Below are 17,272 nucleotides of genomic sequence, written 5' to 3' on the forward strand. Positions count from 1 at the left end.
GAACGGTCCTTCCTTTGTGGCGCCTCTCGAAGCGACCACGTTAGGCACTTTTGATGCCGGTTCGAAGGGCCGTTCCACACCATCACTTTTGATGCAGTTTGGGGGATGTCTGGCGCTTTGATTGGGGAGAATCAGCGCCATGCAGCAAGCACTCCAGCGCTCCAGTCTGGTGCCGCGTGGGTTTGTTGTAGAGAGTGCGTACTACGAAGGCGATAAGGCCGTTATTGTGGTCCGGGCGTCTGGACGCGTTGGTCTGTGTCCGTCGTGCGGAACGGTTTCCCGACGCGTCCATGGCAAGACTCGAAGGCTACCGGTAGACGCTAACCGCGCCGATGCAAAACCTGGCGTCTCGGCAGAGAGCCAGCGCTACCGAACGTTAGCGACCGACTTCCTCATGCGATGATGCCCCAAGCAACCTACGCATTTTTCGGCAACACAGAACGCACGCGAGCAATGAAGGCATGGAATTCCGTCATGAAATTTCGCAGGAATTCCGCAGTCCCAACGTTTGTGACCTCGCCGTCATCAGTGACTAAACCAGGCGTAAACTGGATGTAGGCCTCTGGCGCGTTCATCTGAGGCGAGTTACAGAAACTGAGCACACTGCGAAGGTTCTGCTGGGCGACGGCTGTGCCAATCGCGCCTGGCGACGTGCCGATTACTGCCGAGGGTTTATGGGCAAATGAGTTGCTGCCACAGGGTCGGCTCGCCCAGTCGATCGCATTCTTCAGTCCCCCGGGTATGGATCGGTTGTATTCTGGTGTGACGAACAACACAGCATCGACGGCTGCGATAGCTGCTTTGAATGCTTTGCCGACAGGCGGATAATTGGCATCATAGTCATAGCTGTATAGCGGCAGATCATTGAAGGAAATTTCCGACATTTCGAGTTCCGAGGGTGCCAAACGAACAAGCGCCTTCGCCAGTTTGCGGTTGATCAATCCCTTCGCGAGGCTACCAATCAGATGGCCGACCTTATGCGTCGTCATGGCGATACTCCTGATTTGGGTACTAGAAGCTTGCCCGAGGCGGGAAAGCGTGGACACGAAACCTGGGTCGTTTCGTCAGGTCGGCCTGTTCAGCCGTTGAGGTTTCGTTTGCCAGCCTTTCAAGATCCATGTGGATGATCCAAGAGGGTTGTTGATTGTACCGAAAACTAATTTCCTTTGTCGTTTTGCAGGACGATACCGAGCACGGGATCTCGCACCGGCTTGGATGCGGTCCGCCCGAGCGAAGTGGGCGAGCTGATCGTATGATTTGATCATGCAAACCCCTTTCCGGTTGATCTTTCGCGCAGGCCTTATCGCGTATTGCAGGGTCGGCGTCGGATTCGTTCACCGGGAAGATGAGATACACGCCCTCAACGAGCTTTCGTCCTAACCAATAGTTGAAGAGCTTTTCGCTATCCCCACCCCTGGACAATGACGTCGCTCTGTCCAAGCGGTTGAACAACCAGGCATCGCAAGTTCTCGCGATAGACCGCTTGCTCTAACGTATCTTCCGTCCTTCCAGCTATAGTTGACGGTGTGGAACGCGGGCGCCTTGCCCTCCGATAGTTTTTCGTAGATGTGCAGCTCGAATTGAGAACCATTGATCGGCTCCGCATTGCTTCGAAGTGGCTGTTCGGACTCGACGCAGCCGGAGAGTAGCGCAGTTATCCCTATCAGACTCGAGAGGTGATTAGTCCGATGCATCGCCCTCAGGCGCGATGCAACTTAGAATAGGGCGGTTCACGATCACGTCGCGCCAACTTGGTCGGCGAATTCCGATGGCCGACATTGTCGTCCGTACGGCGCCAGATGCAGGCCGAGCGCCCCTCTCTATGCTTGGAGCGCTCATGACAGTCGAGACCTAACAGACAATGGAAAGTGTGGCCGATCCGACGCTTGGTTGTTGGTGCGGCGAGCTCCATTCATTCACTGCGCAGGGCAAATGTACCTCGAGCTCTGGTCTGCCGCTTCGCGCGCTGAGATTGTCGGCACGGCACCACATTACGATCTGGCAGTGCTACGCATCAGGAGCGCGCGCACTTTGCCGTCGGCTCTCGCGATCGGCAGCTCCGCTGATCTCAAGGTCGGCCAGTTTGCGTTCGCGATTAGGCAACCCCTTCGGCCTCGATCAGTCCAGCGGCGTTATCACCGCTAAGAGGCGGCTGCCGACCAGCAGCGGGTGCGAGATCGCAAACGTGATCCAGATCGACGCCGCGATCAACCCGGGCAACTCCGGCGGCCCACTGCTCGATTCCGCCGGCCGACTAATCGGGGTAAAGACTGCAATCCTGTCTCCGTCGGGCTCCAATGCAGGCATCGGCTTCGCCATTCCGGCTGACATAGTCAACCGTGTCGTTCCCGAACTGATTCGCAATCACCGTGTGCCGACGCCGGGCATCAGAATCGTCGCCGCGAACGAGGCTGTTGCCACTCGTTTGGGTACCGAGGGTCTAATCGTCGTGCGCACCGCGCCGGCCGAACGCCCCGGAATCCGCGGGATCGACATCTCATCCGGCAACCTCGGTGACGTCATCACCGCCGCCGAAGGCAAACCGGTGCGTCGCCTCTCCGACCTCACTGATCAGATTGAGCAACTCGGGGTTGGCAAGACCATACGCCTCAGCCTAAGGCGCGACGGCGCTGCGCGGGATGCAGATCGACGTGGTATCGCACGCGATGAATTGTAATCATCTGGCGGATCATGAGGAGCCCGTTCTTCCATGCCCGGACCAGATGCCGCGAAGCAAGGTTTTAAGCGCCAAGTGTCCTCTTTTGGTAGTGATTCGCGCCTGCGTTCGCTGGCGCGAGTTCTCCAATCTAAGCAATTGAAGATCAGGGTTTGAAGGGGTCGAAACGGCACAGAGCGTCGGCGTAGCTCCAGATTTGATACGTGCGCCGTATCACGCCCCGGCGGCAATCAAGTTGAGCTCCGGCGTCCCGTCGCCCAGACGATACCTCGTGATGATCGGCGACGTTGCGGGCTCGACCAGCCGCTTATATCGAAAGCTTTCGACGCGCCACTGCTGCACAGAGGCAGGAATGATGCAGATGCTTCCTCGGCCGCGACTAAGCCGAAGGCTATCTGGAGCTCGCGCGCTTTGCGCGCGATTCGCGGCTCAAGTCCCCGATCATGGAAGGGTGCGATCACCTGATCGGCAAAGGTCCACGCATTGTCGGGCGAGCGCGCGGCGCGGGCGGCCGGCCCGCCTCAATTGATGGACACACGAGCTCTCGCTGCGATAGGATATCCCGATGGGAAACTCGGAAACTGGACCGAATTGACGTAGCAATCGATGCGGCGAAGTCGGGCCGGCACATTGGCGCGACCTCCAGTCTTGCCTTGGGACACACTCACTCAGTGGCAGCGATAAATCCCGCCTGGGTGATCTGAAACTTCCCCCTCGACTTAGAACTATCCATCCGTGGTCGCCGGCGAACCCAATTCCGCGCTCATATTCCTCATCATTGAGACCGGCATCTGTGAACCAGGCCTGCGCCATCGTATTGGCAATATCCGCGTTGGGTTCGCATCCATGATCGATAAGAACTCGGATCACGCGCAAAGCGTCTTGTTCTTCCATTCCTGTGCTCCAAGTCCTCGTGCGGCCCGTCGGGCGGTACGCCCCTTTATGATCCCCGAAAGCGCCATCCTGCAAATAACGCGCGGAAAGGGATGCCCGAACTCAATTGAAACCCCGATATTCATGGAGTCGCCGCGTCACCGCGCGCGGAGAGAATGACGGCGCCTTGACGCCGATGGCGACGGATTTTGGCGGAGGAACCGGGGCGAGACTGCGAGCCAACTGCAACACCGTGGCAACCAGCTATTTTAGTCTGACATTGCAGGTGGCCGGCGGATCCTATTTACCAATGATCCACAGTTCGGAGCACACCTATTAAGGAGTTGGCGTTTGTACTCGCGTTCTATCAAGCTCCAGCAATGGCAGGAGATCTGAGCCAGCCGAAAGGGGTCGCGAACCACAAGGCGCCCATGCATCATTTCGATGAGTCCATCCCGCTTAAGTTGGAGAAGGCAGTCCGTGACGCCTGCGCGGCGTACTCCGAGAAGCTGAGCCAGCACTTGGTGCGTGAGAGGGATCTCGTCAGATTCCAGGGCATTGCGAGCGAGCAGGAGCCATCGCCCAAGACGCTGCTGTAGCGGATGGGACGTATTACAAGCTCCTGATTGGGCGGTCTGGATAAGCACGGAACCGATGTAGGCATGCACCACCGTGCGAAACGTCGGTAGGTCAGCAATCGCCTGTTGAAAGCGATCCACCCTGAGCCGATTAGCCGTACCCGCCACCTGCACAATTCGGCGATGCATCGGGTGCAGGTTTGTCGTCAAAGCGAGAGGTATTCCGACGAGCCCTTCGGAGCCGATCAGCCACACCTCAACGAACTTTTGCGGCGCCACCTTCGCACCGACCGACGCAAGACCAGTCTCTATGAAGTAGACGTGCTGCATGCGAACGCCGTAGCGGTGAAGAAGCTGGTGCTTCATCAGCGGCACTTCTTCCGAGAGCATCAGAACATGCTCGAGTTCATCACGTGGAAGCAAACGCAGCAATCTGTTGCGGACGTCAGACATCGTATGGAAAGTCCTATTACGTTCTGAGCAAGCCAAGCATCGAAGTGTACGATTTCGTACAAAAAAAACTGACAAGCGTTGTCGCACTTAAGTTAACGCCGGACGACACCTCAGCCCTGATGATGTTAGATCACCTAGGCTCCGTGTTTCGATCCCAGCTCAACGAGCATCTTTCAAGCCGAGCATGAACGCAGGTCACGTCTTGATGCCCTCTGGCTCCAGCAAAATCGCGCTGTTCATTGACGGTGCCAATCTTCATTCAACCGTAAGGGCGCTTGGCTTCGATATCGATTACAAGTACCTGCTTAAGGAATTCGAAGCCCGAGGGACGGTTGTGCGCGCGTGCTATTACACGTCGCTCATTGAGGGCCAGGAATACTCCTCGATCCGTCCCTTGCTTGACTGGCTCGATTACAACGGCTTTACCGTGGTGACGAAGGCCACGAAGGAGTGCCTAGATGCGAGCGGCCGTCGCAAGGTCAAAGGCAACATGGATCTTGAGCTTGCTGTCGATGCTATGGAGCTCTCAGATCACATCGATGAAATGGTATTGTTCTCGGGACACGGCGAGCTGCGTTCGCTAGTGGAGGCGATGCAGCGTCACGGGGTCCGTGTTACCGTTGTGTCCAGCCTTGCCACTCAGCCGTCAATGATCGCCGACGAATTGCGACGGCAGGCCGACGTCTTTTGCGATATCAGGGAACTACAGCCAAGGATTGGACGTGCGCTGCGCCCGACAAGATTAACGATAGGGGAAAATTTCAGATACCCAAGGTCGTGATCGAACGTGGAGTGGCAGTCGGAAGCGTGCCGTGAGGGTCTCGAACTCCGGCCCGCTCATGCGCCCACTTTTCTGACTACGGCGTCTCAGACCACGCCGCTAGGTCCGACGCACTTTCGGTAAGCAGTCGCTCGAAGTTTGTTCTGGAAGACTTCCAAGGTGTTGGGATCGGGCCTGGCGATCATCCTAGTAGAGGCCAATAGACTTTATCGACTGCTCTACTTCTCGAGCGAGGTCGGCTTCCGCGCTGTGAGCGTCTCTGCGCGACCCGTCCGGCCATCTGATCGCTCATCAGCGCATGGATGCCGCATCGGCTGAGGCGTCCTCTGGGTCGCTTGGTAAGGCCGTGGCGGCGTGATCGTTGTCTCTGCTTTGAACCGCCGGCTATCGTTGCCGGTCTCGACGATGTCGTAGTGATGGGCCAACCGGTCGAGCAGCGCGGTGGTCATTTTGGCGTCTCCTAACACCGTCCGATCCGGAAGGTGCCCGGCTTGCGGCAAGCCCATGATGGCGTGCCCGACGATGTCGCCGAGGGCCGGCTGCGCTACATCTGTACCGCTTGCGACCAAGATCCGTTGCACGACCCGACAGCCTGCAAGTGGGCGGACAGCCCGCTGAAACCGCCTAACCCGGGACAGAAATCGGCCCAGGCGACCGCCGAGGCGGATTCTGTCTGTCGTCGTTCAACCCGCAGCGCCGGTCCTCGTTTGGCGGAGTTGCTCTCGCAGCCAACTCCGCGTCAGGCCCCGAAGGGCGGACCAAGAAGCCGCGCAAGGCCGCGGCTCCATCGAGGCAAGAAGCCTAGTCCGCAGCCAAAAGCCCTGCGGCCAGGCCGGCGGAAGTCGGCCTAGCGGGGAGCTCGGCTCGGCGAGGTATAAAGGTAAGGTCCTTAGCCGACTCCTTCGCAAGTTCGACAGAACCGTTAATCCGAAAATCACCAAACTCTCACGCTCGCTGCGAGCGGACCGTTACCTTTACGTGTCGTTCGACACTCCGCTCCTAGCTTGTTGATCGGCTGGGGACTTTCTCGATGGACTTACTCTCGCGAATGCGCGGCGTTTTCTCCGTCGGCAACACGACCGACCCGCTCGGTCGCTCGCTGCTCGTCGAGCAATTCCGGGTTCTGCGGAAACAGGTGCCGGTTCTCTACGCTGTCCTGCTGATCGACAGCATCAGCGTGGGGCTGGTGCTCCCGTCGACCGTCTCGCCGTGGCTGCGGTTTGGGGTCCCGGCAGGACTCCTTGCCATCTGCTTGGTTCGATTGGTTCAGTGGGCCCGCATGAACGGCGCCGATTTCACCCCCGAGCAGGCGTTCCGCCAGCTCGCCCGAACCCGTCTCGTCGCGATCGTGCTCAACACGGGTTTCGTGCTCTGGATCCTGGCGCTGTTGGGGGTCGTCGATCCCGGCCTCCGCGCCCCGGTGGCACTGCTCGTTTTCATGGGCTGCGTCGGCACCGCATATTGCCTCGGCAGCTTTCCTCCGGCCTCCCTGCTGACGATGATCATCGCCGGTCCCCCGATCGCGACCGTGCTGCTGCTCTCCGGCGAGGGAATGATGATCTCGCTCGGGATTAATCTGCTGCTGCTGCTCGTCCTGCTCGGCCGGATGATCAGCACCAATTTCCGGTCCTTCGTCCAACTGGTCGAGACTCACCGCCGGCTGACCGAAGAAGGCGAGCGCGCGCGCGTCGCGGAGCAGACCGCGACGGGTCTCGCCGAGCGCTTCGACAGGGCGCTCAACAACATGTCGCAGGGTCTCTGCTTTTTCGACGAGGACCAGCGCCTCATCGTCTGCAATCGGCAGTATCTGGAGGTGTACGATCTGGATCCTGAACTCGTCCGGCCGGGCATGAAGCTGAACGACATCGTCGATCTCCGTTATTCGGTCGGCAGCGCGCCCAAGATGTCGAAAAAGGATTATCTCGTCTGGCGCAACAGCTCTCCTGTGATCGCCGAAAATTCCGATACGATAGTCGAACTGACCAACGGGCGCATCGTGCGCATCCGGCATCGCCCGATGCCGGGCAAGGGGTGGGTCGCAACCCATGAGGACATCACGGAGCGGCACCGGACCGAGATGGCGCTTGCACAAGCGAAAGTGGCGGCGGAGGAAGCCGAAGCCGCCGCCCGGGCTGCTCATACCCACCTGACCGAAGCGCTCGACGTCGTGCCCGAAGGTCTTGCCATCTTCGACCGGGACGATCGGCTGGTTCTGTGGAACCGCCAATATACTGAATTCTACGCTGCAAGCCGCGGCGCACTTGCAGTCGGAGCGCAGTTCGAAGCTATCCTGCGCGCGGGATTGGCCAGCGGGCAATACCCCGAAGCCGCCGGCTGCGAGGATGAGTGGCTGGCCGAGCGTCTGGCCCGGCATGCACTTCCTAGATACTCGCACGAACAGCATCTGGCCGGCGATCGCTGGGTGCGGGTCGAGGAACGGCGCACGGCGGATGGCGGTAGCATCGGCGTTCGGATCGACATCACCGACCTGAAGCGGCGTGAAGCCTCCTTCCGGCTTCTCTTCGAGGAGAACCCACTTCCGATGTGGGTGGCGGAGGCGAAGACGCGGCGACTGATCGCCGTGAACGGCGCAATGTGCCGACACTATGGTTATTCCCGCGAAGCTCTCCTGACGATGGTCGAGCGGCAGCTCGAGTGCGAAGAGCCCGGCGGTGCGGACCGCGATTTCAATCTGCACAAAACCGCGTGTGGCGAAATGATCCAGGTCGTGATCGAGTCGCGACCCTTGGTCTACGAAGGCCGCACCGCCCACGTCAGCGTCGTATTTGACGTGACGGAGCGGAATCGGACGCAGGAGAAGATCAGCTATCTGGCTTGCCACGATGCGCTTACCGACCTGCCGAACAGGACCGCTTTGGACGAGCACTTAGGGTCTGTGATCGAACGAGCGCAGATCACAGGAAGCGCCTTCGCCGTGCTCTGCATCGATCTCGACCATTTCAAGGAGGTCAACGACCGTTTCGGCCACGCGGTCGGCGACGCGGTGCTGCGGGAAACTTCGAGGCGCCTTCAGGAGGCTGCGCATGGGGCCTACGTCGCGCGGGTCGGCGGCGACGAGTTCATCGGCATCATCGATCAATTGCCCTTGCCGGGAGCGGCGGAACTGCTGGCCACGCGCATGCGCGCCCAGTTCGAACGACCCATCGAAGTGGACGGGCATGCGCTCCGGATCGATCTCTGTGTCGGCATCGCTCTGTATCCGCGAGACGCCGACAATGCCGTCTCGTTGCTGGCCAACGCCGATGCAGCCCTCTACCGCGCGAAGCACGAGGGAAGGGGAGCGATCCGCCTGTTCACGAGCGCGATGGATCAGCAATTGCGCAACCGTCGCGCGCTGGAGCACGATCTGCGCGTGGCTGCCGAGCGTGGCGAGTTCTTCCTCGAGTATCAGCCGCAGCAGCACCGGAGCGGCAACCTGAAGGGCTACGAGGCGCTGGTGCGCTGGCGCCATCCGGTTCGCGGCATCATTCCGCCTGGAGAGTTCATTCCGGTCGCCGAGCAAAGCGGCTCGATCGCCCAGATCGACGACTGGGTACTGATGGAAGCCTGCAGGGAGGCCGCGTCCTGGCGCCAGCCTCTCAGGGTGGCGGTCAACGTATCGGCCGCGCAGTTCCGCCGGGAGAACCTGGATGCTCACGTTCGGAAGGCTTTGCGCGAGAGCGGCTTGCCCGCCTCGCGGCTTGAGTTGGAAATCACCGAAGGCGTGCTGATCGAGGACATCGGGCGGGCCAAAAGGACGATGCAGTCGCTCAAGGCGCTTGGCATTCACATCGCTTTGGACGACTTCGGAACGGGATATTCTTCGCTGTCCTACCTGGAGGCTTTTCCCCTCGATCGCATAAAGATCGACCGATCGTTCGTCGCGGCGCTGGGCGAGAGCGAGCGGTCGCTCGCCATCGTGCGAGCCGTAATCGGCCTCGCGCACGGACTTGGGGTCCCTGTGCTGGCGGAGGGAATCGAGACGGAGGGCCAGATGTCGCTTCTGCTGCAGGAAGGGTGCGACGAGATGCAGGGGTATCTGATTGGCCGACCTCGAACCTTGGCAGCGGCCAAGGAAGGCAAGAGGCTCCCGCTTCAGGCCGCAGCAATCGGCCAGTAGGGGATTTGCCAGCCTTTGCATTGCGGCATTCTCTCGTGATCACCGGCCAGGATCGCACGGCCGCGGCTCTGGTCGAGGGGCGCTTCAGGAGTCGCGCAAGGCAGTGCTGATCGAGGGGCAAGGAGCCGAAGGGAGCTGCGGCCGGGAAGCCGGCGGCCAGGCCGGAGCGGAAGCTAGGGTAAGTTCCTTCTGATCTGTGGGGGCTAAGTAATCAACCGCAGTTTCACACGACTGCCGTTTGGCGCAACATCAGCGCTATGCAGCGACAGATCATCTTCAAATGCCCGCGGACCGGCATGTACGTCCAGCATCGCCTGGACGAACTCGGGCCGCAGAGTTCGAAGGACACCTACGCAGCGGTGATCGACCTGTTCTCACGCCGGGTGGTGGGTTGGTCGATGAGCGCCGCCATGACAGCTCAGTTGGTAACCGATGCCCTGCTGATGGCTGTCTGACGACGCGGCAAGCTGGACGCCCTGTTGCACCACTCCGACCAGGGCAGTCAGTACACCAGCGAGCAGTTCCAGCGTTTGATGGCCGACCACGGCATTCTCTGCAGCATGGGCCGTTCCGGCAACGTCTGGGACAACGCGGCGATGGAGAGCTTCTTCTCGTCGCTCAAGACCGAACGGACCGGCAACAAGATCTAACGAACCAGAGACGAGGCACGAGCCGATGTGTTCGACTACATCGAAAGATTTTACAACACGATCCCCAGGCACTCGACCATCGGCTATCTCAGCCCGGTTGAGTTCGAGCGCAAGGTGGGATTAGCTTAACCTGGTGTCCATCAAACCGGCAGCAGCTCAGCCTAGGGACCGGCGTTTTTACACGACCAAGACCCAAGGCAGACATTCGAGCGCTGTTGGGCCCGCGTCGCAGCGTGCTTAGCGCATCGATGCCGGCCTGTGCTTCGGCTGGTATGTGCCGCGGCTCGACTAAGAGCGTCAACGGAATCGGGAACTATGTCTAGGTGATCTGATTGGAACGTTGGTACGTCCAATCCGGGATAGACCAGCGAGCTTCCTGGGAGGCGTCTTATCAGGAAGGAGCTACCAATGGATGACGAACGAAAATCATCAAAGGCGGGGGAACGGGCCGCTGAACGCTTGCGTGAAGCAACTTCCAAGGAAGAAGCCAAAAACGAGAGCAAGATGGGGCACGATTTAGCTAAGGGGGCTGATCGTTTCGAAGAGCGCTCGAAAAGCTCGGATGGAAAAAGCGCAGAAGAGAAACAAAAAGGATGAATCCAAGCTGCAGATCCGTCGCGGCCTCCTAACGGAAGGTGTCCGCAAGGTCTCCGGGGCCTTTGAGCACGGCGGGTCGATCTGCCCGCGCCGGTTCTTCGCTCCCTTATTGGCTCAGAAGAGGCGTTCGTGCGTAAATACACCTGCCGAAGGGCCGAAGGACCTCCGGCACCCTTCGGTCATTTGATGTCCGCTTTTGGCCCCCTTGGCGGACCTTCGCCGAGCCCGCTGATCGTGCCCCGTGGCGTGGTGTAGTTGACGGTATGTCACCGCCGATGCTCTGGCGGGTCGGAAGGCATCAGCCTGCCACGGCGGGTAGGCCGACGATGGGATCATCGCTCAATGGTGCGATGGTTTCCAGTGTCATGTAGCGGGCGCGTTGGGCCGCCCATTCATCGCTTTGCTCGAGCAGGATCACGCCGACCAAGCGGACGATGGCGTCCTCGTTGGGGAAGATGCCGACCACCTCGGTCCGCCGCTTGATCTCGCCGTTGAGGCGCTCGATCGGATCGAGTGCAGCTTGGCGCGGTGCTGAGCCGGGAAGCTCATATAGGCTGCACGTCGTGCTCGCCGTCATCCATGAAGGCGGCAAGCTTTGGCAGTTTGGGACGGAGCTGGTCGGCGACCTTGCGCCACTGCGCGCTGGCCGCTTCGGCATCGTCCTGGACAAAGGCGGTCGCGATGAAGGCGGAGACGACACGCCGGCCGCTCTTGCCGGCATGTGCCAGGACGTTGCGCATGAAGTGCACGCGGGGGCCGTTGAAAAAGCTGCAATTGGCTGATTCCGTTCTCGTCGGCGATTGGCGATCGGCGGAGCAAACGAGATGCTGGGGCGCAAGGAGCGGGATCAGTTGGAGCTCTTCATCACGGGCTCGCTGAAACAGCTCGTCCCAGATGAGCACGTGCTGGCGCGGGTCGATCGTGTGCTCGACCTGTCTTGGCTAAGGGAAGAGGTCTCCGACTGCTATTGCGCGAACGACGGTCGGCCAGGCATCGATCCGGAAGCCGCGGTACGGCTGATGCTCGCGGGTCTGCTCACCGGGATCGTACACGATCGCAAGCTGATCCGTGAGGCTCAGGTCAACATCGCCATTCGCTGGTTTGCTGGTTATGGCCTGCACGAGCAGCTACCGCACCATTTAAGCCTGACGCGCATCCGCCAGCGCTGGGGCGAAGAGCGATTCCGTAGGATCTTCAAACGCACGGTCGAGGCCTACCTGAAGGCCAAGATCGCAACAGCCGAAGTGGTTCACATCGATGCGTCGCTGATCCGCGCCACGTGAGTTGGGACAGCCTCACCGAGCAGCATGTGATGGATGTGCTGAGCGAAAATCAAGGTGAGGATGAAAGCGAACTCGAGAGAAAGGACCGGCAGAGCGGCAAGTACAAGAAGATTTGCACCACCGATCCGGATGCGACAATGGCCACCAATGCCCGAAACCGGCGGCTGGAGCCCGCTTACAAGCAGCACACTGCCGTCGATGACAAGGTCGGCGTCATTCTGGACGTCGCGGTTACGACCGGACAAACGAACGAAGGGGAGATGATCGAGCCGCAAGACGATGAGGTTGAAGCTGTGACAGGCGTCGACATCAAGACGGTCACCGCGGATGCCGGCTATGCCTACGCTAAAGTCTACGGTGCGCTCGAGCGGCGCGGCATCGACGCCCTGATCCCAGCTAAAGCCGAACCAATCAAGAGCCGCGTACCGCTCAGACGCTTCCGATACGATGCCAAGCACGACATCTTGAAGTGCCCGCAAGGACGTATCTTGCGCCCCGCGCGACCCATCAAGCACGGCCGTTTCTTCTATTCGAAGGCGAAGGATTGTGCCCGGTGTCCGCTCAAGGGCGATTGCTTATCGAAAGGGCGGGTTAACAAAGCGGTCGTTATCGGTGACGATTATCCTGCACTGCTCCGCGCCCGCCGCCGTCGCGAGCGATGGAGCAGACAGGATCGACGGCTCTATCAGCGCCATCGCTGGCGCTCAGAGGGCTTCCACGGCGAAGCCAAGACCTGGCACGGACTGGCGCGCGCCATACGGCGTGGTCTGCCAAACATGAAGATCCAGGCCTACCTGACAGCCGCCGCCATCAACCTCAAGCGGCTGGCAGCCGCTCTCCTTGCGCTTATTCTGCCTTGGATTGTTCTCATAGTGCGTTTGCGGCTTCAGATCGCGCTGTAGCGCGGGTTTTGACGCGAGGGCCATGACGGGGCTGGTCGCTGCATCGCGCGAAGTCTATTGGCCACTTCTTCAACGACCCCACGCGGCAGCGCTGCCAGGTAGCATTGAGCACCTTGGTGACGGTAGCTTTGATGCCCTCATGGGCCTCGGAGACCACCATCTTGACGCCGCGAAGCCCGCGGCGGGCGAGCTTGCGCAGGAACGCCGTCCAGAACGTCTCGGCCTCGGACGGGCCGATATCCATGCCCAGAATCTCGCGCCGGCCGTCAATGTTGACGCCGACTGCGATGATTACCGCAACCGACACGATGCGGCCATTCTGGCGCACCTTCACGTAGGTGGCATCGATCCACAGATACGGCCAATCGCCTTCGATCGGGCGGGCGAGGAACGCCTTCACCTTGTCGTCGATCTCGCCGCATGAGCCGGCTCACCTGGCTCTTGGAGATCCCGCTCATGCCCATCGCCTGCACCAGATCGTCGACCGAGCGGGTCGAGACGCCCTGCACATAGGCTTCCTGGATCACGGCCGTCAGCGCCTTCTCGGCCATCCGGCGTGGCTCCAGGAAGCGGGGAAATAGGAGCCCTTGCGCAGCTTGGGGATGCGCAGTTCGACCGCGCCGGCACGCGTCTCCCAAGTCCGGTCGCGGTAGCCGTTGCGCTGCGCCAGACGCTCGGGGCTCTTCTCGTCGCGCCGGTCAGCCCGGCGACCTCCAGCTCCATTAGGCGCTGGGCGGCAAAGCCGATCATCTCACGCAGCAAGTCGGCGTCAGGAGCCTTCTTCACGAGCGCGCGAAGGTTCATCATGTCGTCGGTCATCGGTGGTTCCTCGAATCAGGTTGGTGTCAGCAACCCGACCCTACCGGCGAATTGCCGGTGACCACCGCCAAGCCGTCCGCCCGCTACGCGGGAACTGAAACATTTCCGAATGTCCGGGTGTTTGGTTCTGGGCGACGGCGCTTCGCAACTACGCGAGGCGCGCTATGAGCCCTGTACCGGCGGGCGACGCAGTTCTCACTGTCGCCATCATGGGCATCACCTTCCTAATTGAAGTTGCATTTTTTGCCTGGATCGGGGTGTTCTGAAATGGGCCGCCCGACATGATTTATCGAGCAACGGCAGCACCAGATCGAAGCGGCGTTTCGGATGATGTGGACGGGTGGCAAGGTTTCGTTGCAGAATGGGAGGCGGCGCTGCAAGCACCCAACGAGTAGGCCGATGCACTTGCCTGAGCTTGCGTCGCTCGCCATGTACGACCTTCTATTTCCCTTGAGCCACATCAAAGCGGCCTGATCGCAGGCTCGTAAGCTCGGCCCGTAGCCGAGCAACCTATTGCTTCTATCACGATGTGAGGGTCTAGCTCTCCACCAGCTTGATGGTTGAGACTGGCTATCTTCCGTCATGGCCTTCTCCGTTGATCTGTCATCGCGACGCGATGTTCGCATCCGGACGAGGAACCCGAAGTGGGCGTCCAACCCATCCGCTTGCAGCGATTTCGGCTCAACTGACACAAACGGCACTCGGGAACTATTTCTGAGAGTGCCCGGTTAATCCAGGGCGATAACAGTGCCCGGTTAATTCAGTGCCCGGTTAATTCAGGGCGATAACGGGGATCATCACAATGAGGACCAAATATCTTGCTGCGATTGCGATAGCTGCTCTTGCCGCTTGTACTGGGCTGACCGTCAATTCTTTCCGTTCGCCGTCGCCCGAAAAACAATCCACGTCGGTGACGCAAGTGGCGGACCGATTAGCTCTGTCTGTGGATCCGTTTCTGATGCGGTCGGGCGGCTAATAGGCAGCGCATCTCGAAATGCATTGGTTGCCGGGGGCGCAGCGTAGCGCAGCTGACAGCGGCGAGCAAAATGGATTTGCCGCTCAGTCTAGGGCAAGTCCGTGCCTACGCCAGACTGCTCGGTCTTCATTCTCTTTCCCACGCCTCCCGATACTTAGCACGTAGTCCGACAGCGGTCCCAGCAGCGCCTGGCCTCGTCCTCCCCTTTCCACGGCACGCGCCTCCAAACCTCGCGCCGGTTAAGGGATTGGTTACTGGTCACTGTCACCATTTACATATCGTCGCATTATGCGGCAGTGCATTCTGCGAACAGTCTATTACTTCGACACGCCCGGTTGGCGGTCTCTTTCAAGAGACGCTCCAATGTTTAAGGGCTTCCCGGCCTTCGTTGTTGCGCTGATCAGTACAGCGCAGGTGGATCAATATCTAACGCACGGTCGGTACACCGACGCGGCCCTGGCTATGCTGCGGGCAAATTTAACAGGCGTTCGGCTTTTAAGATGATCCCCAGCGGGGACAAATTTGAGGCGTGTGATGGAACGCATTACATGGGCTGATCTCGATGCCGATGAGCAACGCGCCATTGCAGTATTGGGAGCCGGACTTTCCATCGAGCTGTGTGAGCCCCTTGCACTCCTGACCTTAAGACGGCTCGGTCTGATCGTGGGGTCTCATTTGACCGCTGCTGGGCATGAGTTGCGGAGAGCCGTAATTTTAGGCCAAGCCGGAAACATCATCTCTGCTTGAAGGTATGAATGCGCCTCGGGAGGTATTGGAGATGTCAGGTGCTATTGAGCTAATCGTGGAGGGCTACATTTCGCTCAAGGACCAAAAGTCTCTCGATGAGCTTCGGCTGCAGCGCCGAAAACTGGTTGCAGACCTCAACGCGTGCACCGGGATCGACTGCACGAGCACTATCCGGCAGATCGAGGAAGACATCGTCGTCATCGAGGCTGGGCTGGCGCGGTTGGACGGCGCAACGACGGGATAGCCGGTCAGTCTGGGGTGTTCACGTTCAACCTGTTGGCCCGCAGGTTGCGGAGGTAATAGCCTTGTGCCCGCACGGCTACCGCAAACGGATCGGTCAGTCTGGTTACCGATCGCGCATAGCGAGTAGCGCGAGGATCGAGGCTCGGTTGGTGGTCAAGCTGCAGACTACATAGTATGGGCTGTCTGCGACGTGACCGCGAAGCCAATAGCGCCAACAACTCAATGCTCATCAGGGCCGGACCATTCAAGCGGGAACACCGGATAGCCTTTGCCGGGCTCATACGACAAGCAAGAAAGGCATGGGTTATCCTGGTGGTATTGAAGCTGGCGCCTTTCAAGAAACGTTCGACGTTGACGCTAGAGATGTCGCTGCTATCGCCTTGCATGACGTAGTGATAAACCGCGCCGGTGAACTTGTAGGCATTAGCTCTTCCGAACTGCGGTGGACGGATGTAGGCGTACCAGAGCCAAATCAAAACGAGCGAGAGAAACAGCAAGCCTAGCGTGAATTGCCAGTACGCCTGACTCGAAAGAAACCATGCGAGCGGATAGCGTTGCGCGAACCACAAGTCAGAGAGCAACGCGAAGGCTCCGATTAAACCTGAGCTCCAATAAGTGAGACTCCACAGTCGAATTGGGGCCGTTTCAACACGGAATTGATAGCGTGTTCCGCTGACCGTAAAGATCAGGACCAACAATGCGAAAGCTTGCACAAATTCGGCGAATCCGAATATACCGCCCTCGCTTTCGGGCGGGATTACGAAGCACACTCCGAGCGAAATCTGCGTGGCGGCGACCAAGGGCGGACGATAGTGAAGGGGCAATACTACAAAAAGCCACAGCGCAAGCGCGAGCAAGCCAATAACGGCAATTCTGTCGTCTGAGATTCTTTTCATCATCTTCAAATTGGCAAATGCGGTCGGGCGGCGGCGAATCGGAAGCCCTCAACCTGGCACAATGCAGGGTAGCAATACGAGGGCCAGGGCGTTTGTCCCGGTTATTCACAGGCCGGGGCGACTTTCCTATACTGTTCTGCATCAACGCGCGCTGATTCGACTGGCCAGACAGCATGCCACTTACGCCATTTCTCGTAGCACGATCTCAGCTACTGACAGCAATTGATCTGTTCTTTGAAGACCGTGATCCGGTTTCCGTTCAAGCTTTAGCCGGTAATGCTCGTGAATTGCTTGAGAGCCTGTGCAGACTTCGGGGGATCGAACCAATGACCGAACTATTGCTGCGCGATCATCCGGGCCGCCCAAAGAAAGATATCTACGCAGCGCTAAATTTATACCGAAACTGTTTCAAGCATGTAAGTGGCACCAAAGCCGCGCGCAAGGATGATCAATTGACGCTCGATCAGTTTGACGACACCAAGAATGAATATCTTCTCTATGTTTGTGTGGAGGACTACCTAAGGCTTCGAGAAAAGTCGCCGGTTGCGATGCAAATTCTTCAAGCTTGGTTCTGCGCACTTCATGCGGAGCTTTTGACCCAACCAGAACTGGGCGAAATATTCCTCAAGGCTGCCCCGGAATTCGCGAGATGAGCCGCGATCAGCAAAAGCGCGGCG

At 59.4% G+C, this 17,272-nt stretch carries 9 protein-coding genes and 6 pseudogenes; 9 read left to right on the plus strand and 6 right to left on the minus strand.

Annotated features, from left to right (window positions below):
* Window positions 1–416: 416 nt before the first annotated feature.
* The gene (locus IVA96_RS30615; protein WP_247421138.1) at window positions 417–989 is read right to left on the minus strand and encodes an NADPH-dependent FMN reductase; all 573 of its coding nucleotides are present in this window, start codon (window positions 987–989) and stop codon (window positions 417–419) included.
* A gap of 973 nt (window positions 990–1,962) precedes the next feature.
* Here IVA96_RS30615 and IVA96_RS30620 point away from each other — a divergent pair.
* A pseudogene (locus tag IVA96_RS30620) lies at window positions 1,963–2,677 on the plus strand (trypsin-like peptidase domain-containing protein); the annotation flags it as partial.
* A gap of 1,142 nt (window positions 2,678–3,819) precedes the next feature.
* Here IVA96_RS30620 and IVA96_RS30625 read toward each other — a convergent pair.
* Window positions 3,820–4,581 (minus strand): Crp/Fnr family transcriptional regulator, encoded by a 762-nt coding sequence (locus IVA96_RS30625; protein ID WP_247421140.1) that lies wholly within the window; start codon window positions 4,579–4,581, stop codon window positions 3,820–3,822.
* A gap of 205 nt (window positions 4,582–4,786) precedes the next feature.
* Between IVA96_RS30625 and IVA96_RS30630 the strand changes: the two genes are divergently transcribed.
* A complete protein-coding gene (locus tag IVA96_RS30630; RefSeq protein WP_247421235.1) occupies window positions 4,787–5,362 on the plus strand; it encodes an NYN domain-containing protein in 576 nt (191 codons plus the stop codon).
* Between the two features lie 291 nt (window positions 5,363–5,653).
* Here IVA96_RS30630 and IVA96_RS30635 read toward each other — a convergent pair.
* A pseudogene (locus IVA96_RS30635) lies at window positions 5,654–5,832 on the minus strand (ATP-binding protein); the annotation flags it as partial.
* 560 nt (window positions 5,833–6,392) lie between these two features.
* Between IVA96_RS30635 and IVA96_RS30640 the strand changes: the two are divergent.
* The 3 genes and pseudogenes from IVA96_RS30640 to IVA96_RS30650 all read left to right on the plus strand — a co-directional run bounded on the left by IVA96_RS30640 (window position 6,393) and on the right by IVA96_RS30650 (window position 10,729).
* Window positions 6,393–9,482 carry an EAL domain-containing protein gene (locus tag IVA96_RS30640; RefSeq protein ID WP_247421142.1) on the plus strand — a complete coding sequence of 1,030 codons (3,090 nt, stop codon included), beginning with the start codon at window positions 6,393–6,395 and terminating at the stop codon, window positions 9,480–9,482.
* A gap of 353 nt (window positions 9,483–9,835) precedes the next feature.
* Window positions 9,836–10,261, plus strand: a pseudogene (locus tag IVA96_RS30645) (IS3 family transposase); the annotation flags it as partial.
* 279 nt (window positions 10,262–10,540) lie between these two features.
* Entirely contained in the window at window positions 10,541–10,729 is a 189-nt protein-coding gene (locus IVA96_RS30650) for a hypothetical protein (protein WP_247421144.1), read from the plus strand.
* Window positions 10,730–11,027: 298 nt separating this feature from the next.
* On the opposite strand, the pseudogene IVA96_RS30655 reads toward IVA96_RS30650, so the two are convergent.
* Window positions 11,028–11,481, minus strand: a pseudogene (locus IVA96_RS30655) (transposase); the annotation flags it as partial.
* A 72-nt stretch (window positions 11,482–11,553) separates the two neighbouring features.
* Between IVA96_RS30655 and IVA96_RS30660 the strand changes: the two are divergent.
* Window positions 11,554–12,857, plus strand: a pseudogene (locus IVA96_RS30660) (IS1182 family transposase); the annotation flags it as partial.
* 136 nt (window positions 12,858–12,993) lie between these two features.
* Here IVA96_RS30660 and IVA96_RS30665 read toward each other — a convergent pair.
* Window positions 12,994–13,733 (minus strand): annotated as a pseudogene (locus tag IVA96_RS30665) (IS256 family transposase); the annotation flags it as partial.
* A gap of 1,510 nt (window positions 13,734–15,243) precedes the next feature.
* Between IVA96_RS30665 and IVA96_RS30670 the strand changes: the two are divergent.
* Window positions 15,244–15,456 carry a hypothetical protein gene (locus IVA96_RS30670; RefSeq protein ID WP_247421146.1) on the plus strand — a complete coding sequence of 71 codons (213 nt, stop codon included), beginning with the start codon at window positions 15,244–15,246 and terminating at the stop codon, window positions 15,454–15,456.
* A gap of 31 nt (window positions 15,457–15,487) precedes the next feature.
* Window positions 15,488–15,700: a hypothetical protein gene (locus IVA96_RS30675; RefSeq protein ID WP_247421147.1), complete on the plus strand. Its 213-nt coding sequence runs from the start codon at window positions 15,488–15,490 to the stop codon at window positions 15,698–15,700.
* 4 nt (window positions 15,701–15,704) lie between these two features.
* Here IVA96_RS30675 and IVA96_RS30680 read toward each other — a convergent pair whose 3' ends face one another.
* Complete coding sequence (locus IVA96_RS30680; protein WP_247421148.1) at window positions 15,705–16,598, minus strand: hypothetical protein; 894 nt, start codon at window positions 16,596–16,598, stop codon at window positions 15,705–15,707.
* 170 nt (window positions 16,599–16,768) lie between these two features.
* Here IVA96_RS30680 and IVA96_RS30685 point away from each other — a divergent pair, with 170 nt between their 5' ends.
* Window positions 16,769–17,248: a hypothetical protein gene (locus IVA96_RS30685; protein WP_247421149.1), complete on the plus strand. Its 480-nt coding sequence runs from the start codon at window positions 16,769–16,771 to the stop codon at window positions 17,246–17,248.
* The last annotated feature ends 24 nt before the right edge of the window (window positions 17,249–17,272 follow it).

The sequence above is a fragment of the Bradyrhizobium sp. 159 genome (assembly GCF_023073795.1).
Lineage (GTDB): Bacteria > Pseudomonadota > Alphaproteobacteria > Rhizobiales > Xanthobacteraceae > Bradyrhizobium.

Excerpts from the sequence above, each read along its gene's own strand:
- IVA96_RS30615 (WP_247421138.1), bottom strand. The coding sequence starts at position 989 with ATGACGACGCATAAGGTCGGCCATCTGATTGGTAGCCTCGCGAAGGGA.
- IVA96_RS30625 (WP_247421140.1), bottom strand. The coding sequence starts at position 4,581 with ATGTCTGACGTCCGCAACAGATTGCTGCGTTTGCTTCCACGTGATGAA.
- IVA96_RS30630 (WP_247421235.1), top strand. The coding sequence starts at position 4,787 with ATGCCCTCTGGCTCCAGCAAAATCGCGCTGTTCATTGACGGTGCCAAT.
- IVA96_RS30640 (WP_247421142.1), top strand. The coding sequence starts at position 6,393 with ATGGACTTACTCTCGCGAATGCGCGGCGTTTTCTCCGTCGGCAACACG.
- IVA96_RS30650 (WP_247421144.1), top strand. The coding sequence starts at position 10,541 with ATGGATGACGAACGAAAATCATCAAAGGCGGGGGAACGGGCCGCTGAA.
- IVA96_RS30670 (WP_247421146.1), top strand. The coding sequence starts at position 15,244 with ATGGAACGCATTACATGGGCTGATCTCGATGCCGATGAGCAACGCGCC.
- IVA96_RS30675 (WP_247421147.1), top strand. The coding sequence starts at position 15,488 with ATGTCAGGTGCTATTGAGCTAATCGTGGAGGGCTACATTTCGCTCAAG.
- IVA96_RS30680 (WP_247421148.1), bottom strand. The coding sequence starts at position 16,598 with ATGATGAAAAGAATCTCAGACGACAGAATTGCCGTTATTGGCTTGCTC.
- IVA96_RS30685 (WP_247421149.1), top strand. The coding sequence starts at position 16,769 with ATGCCACTTACGCCATTTCTCGTAGCACGATCTCAGCTACTGACAGCA.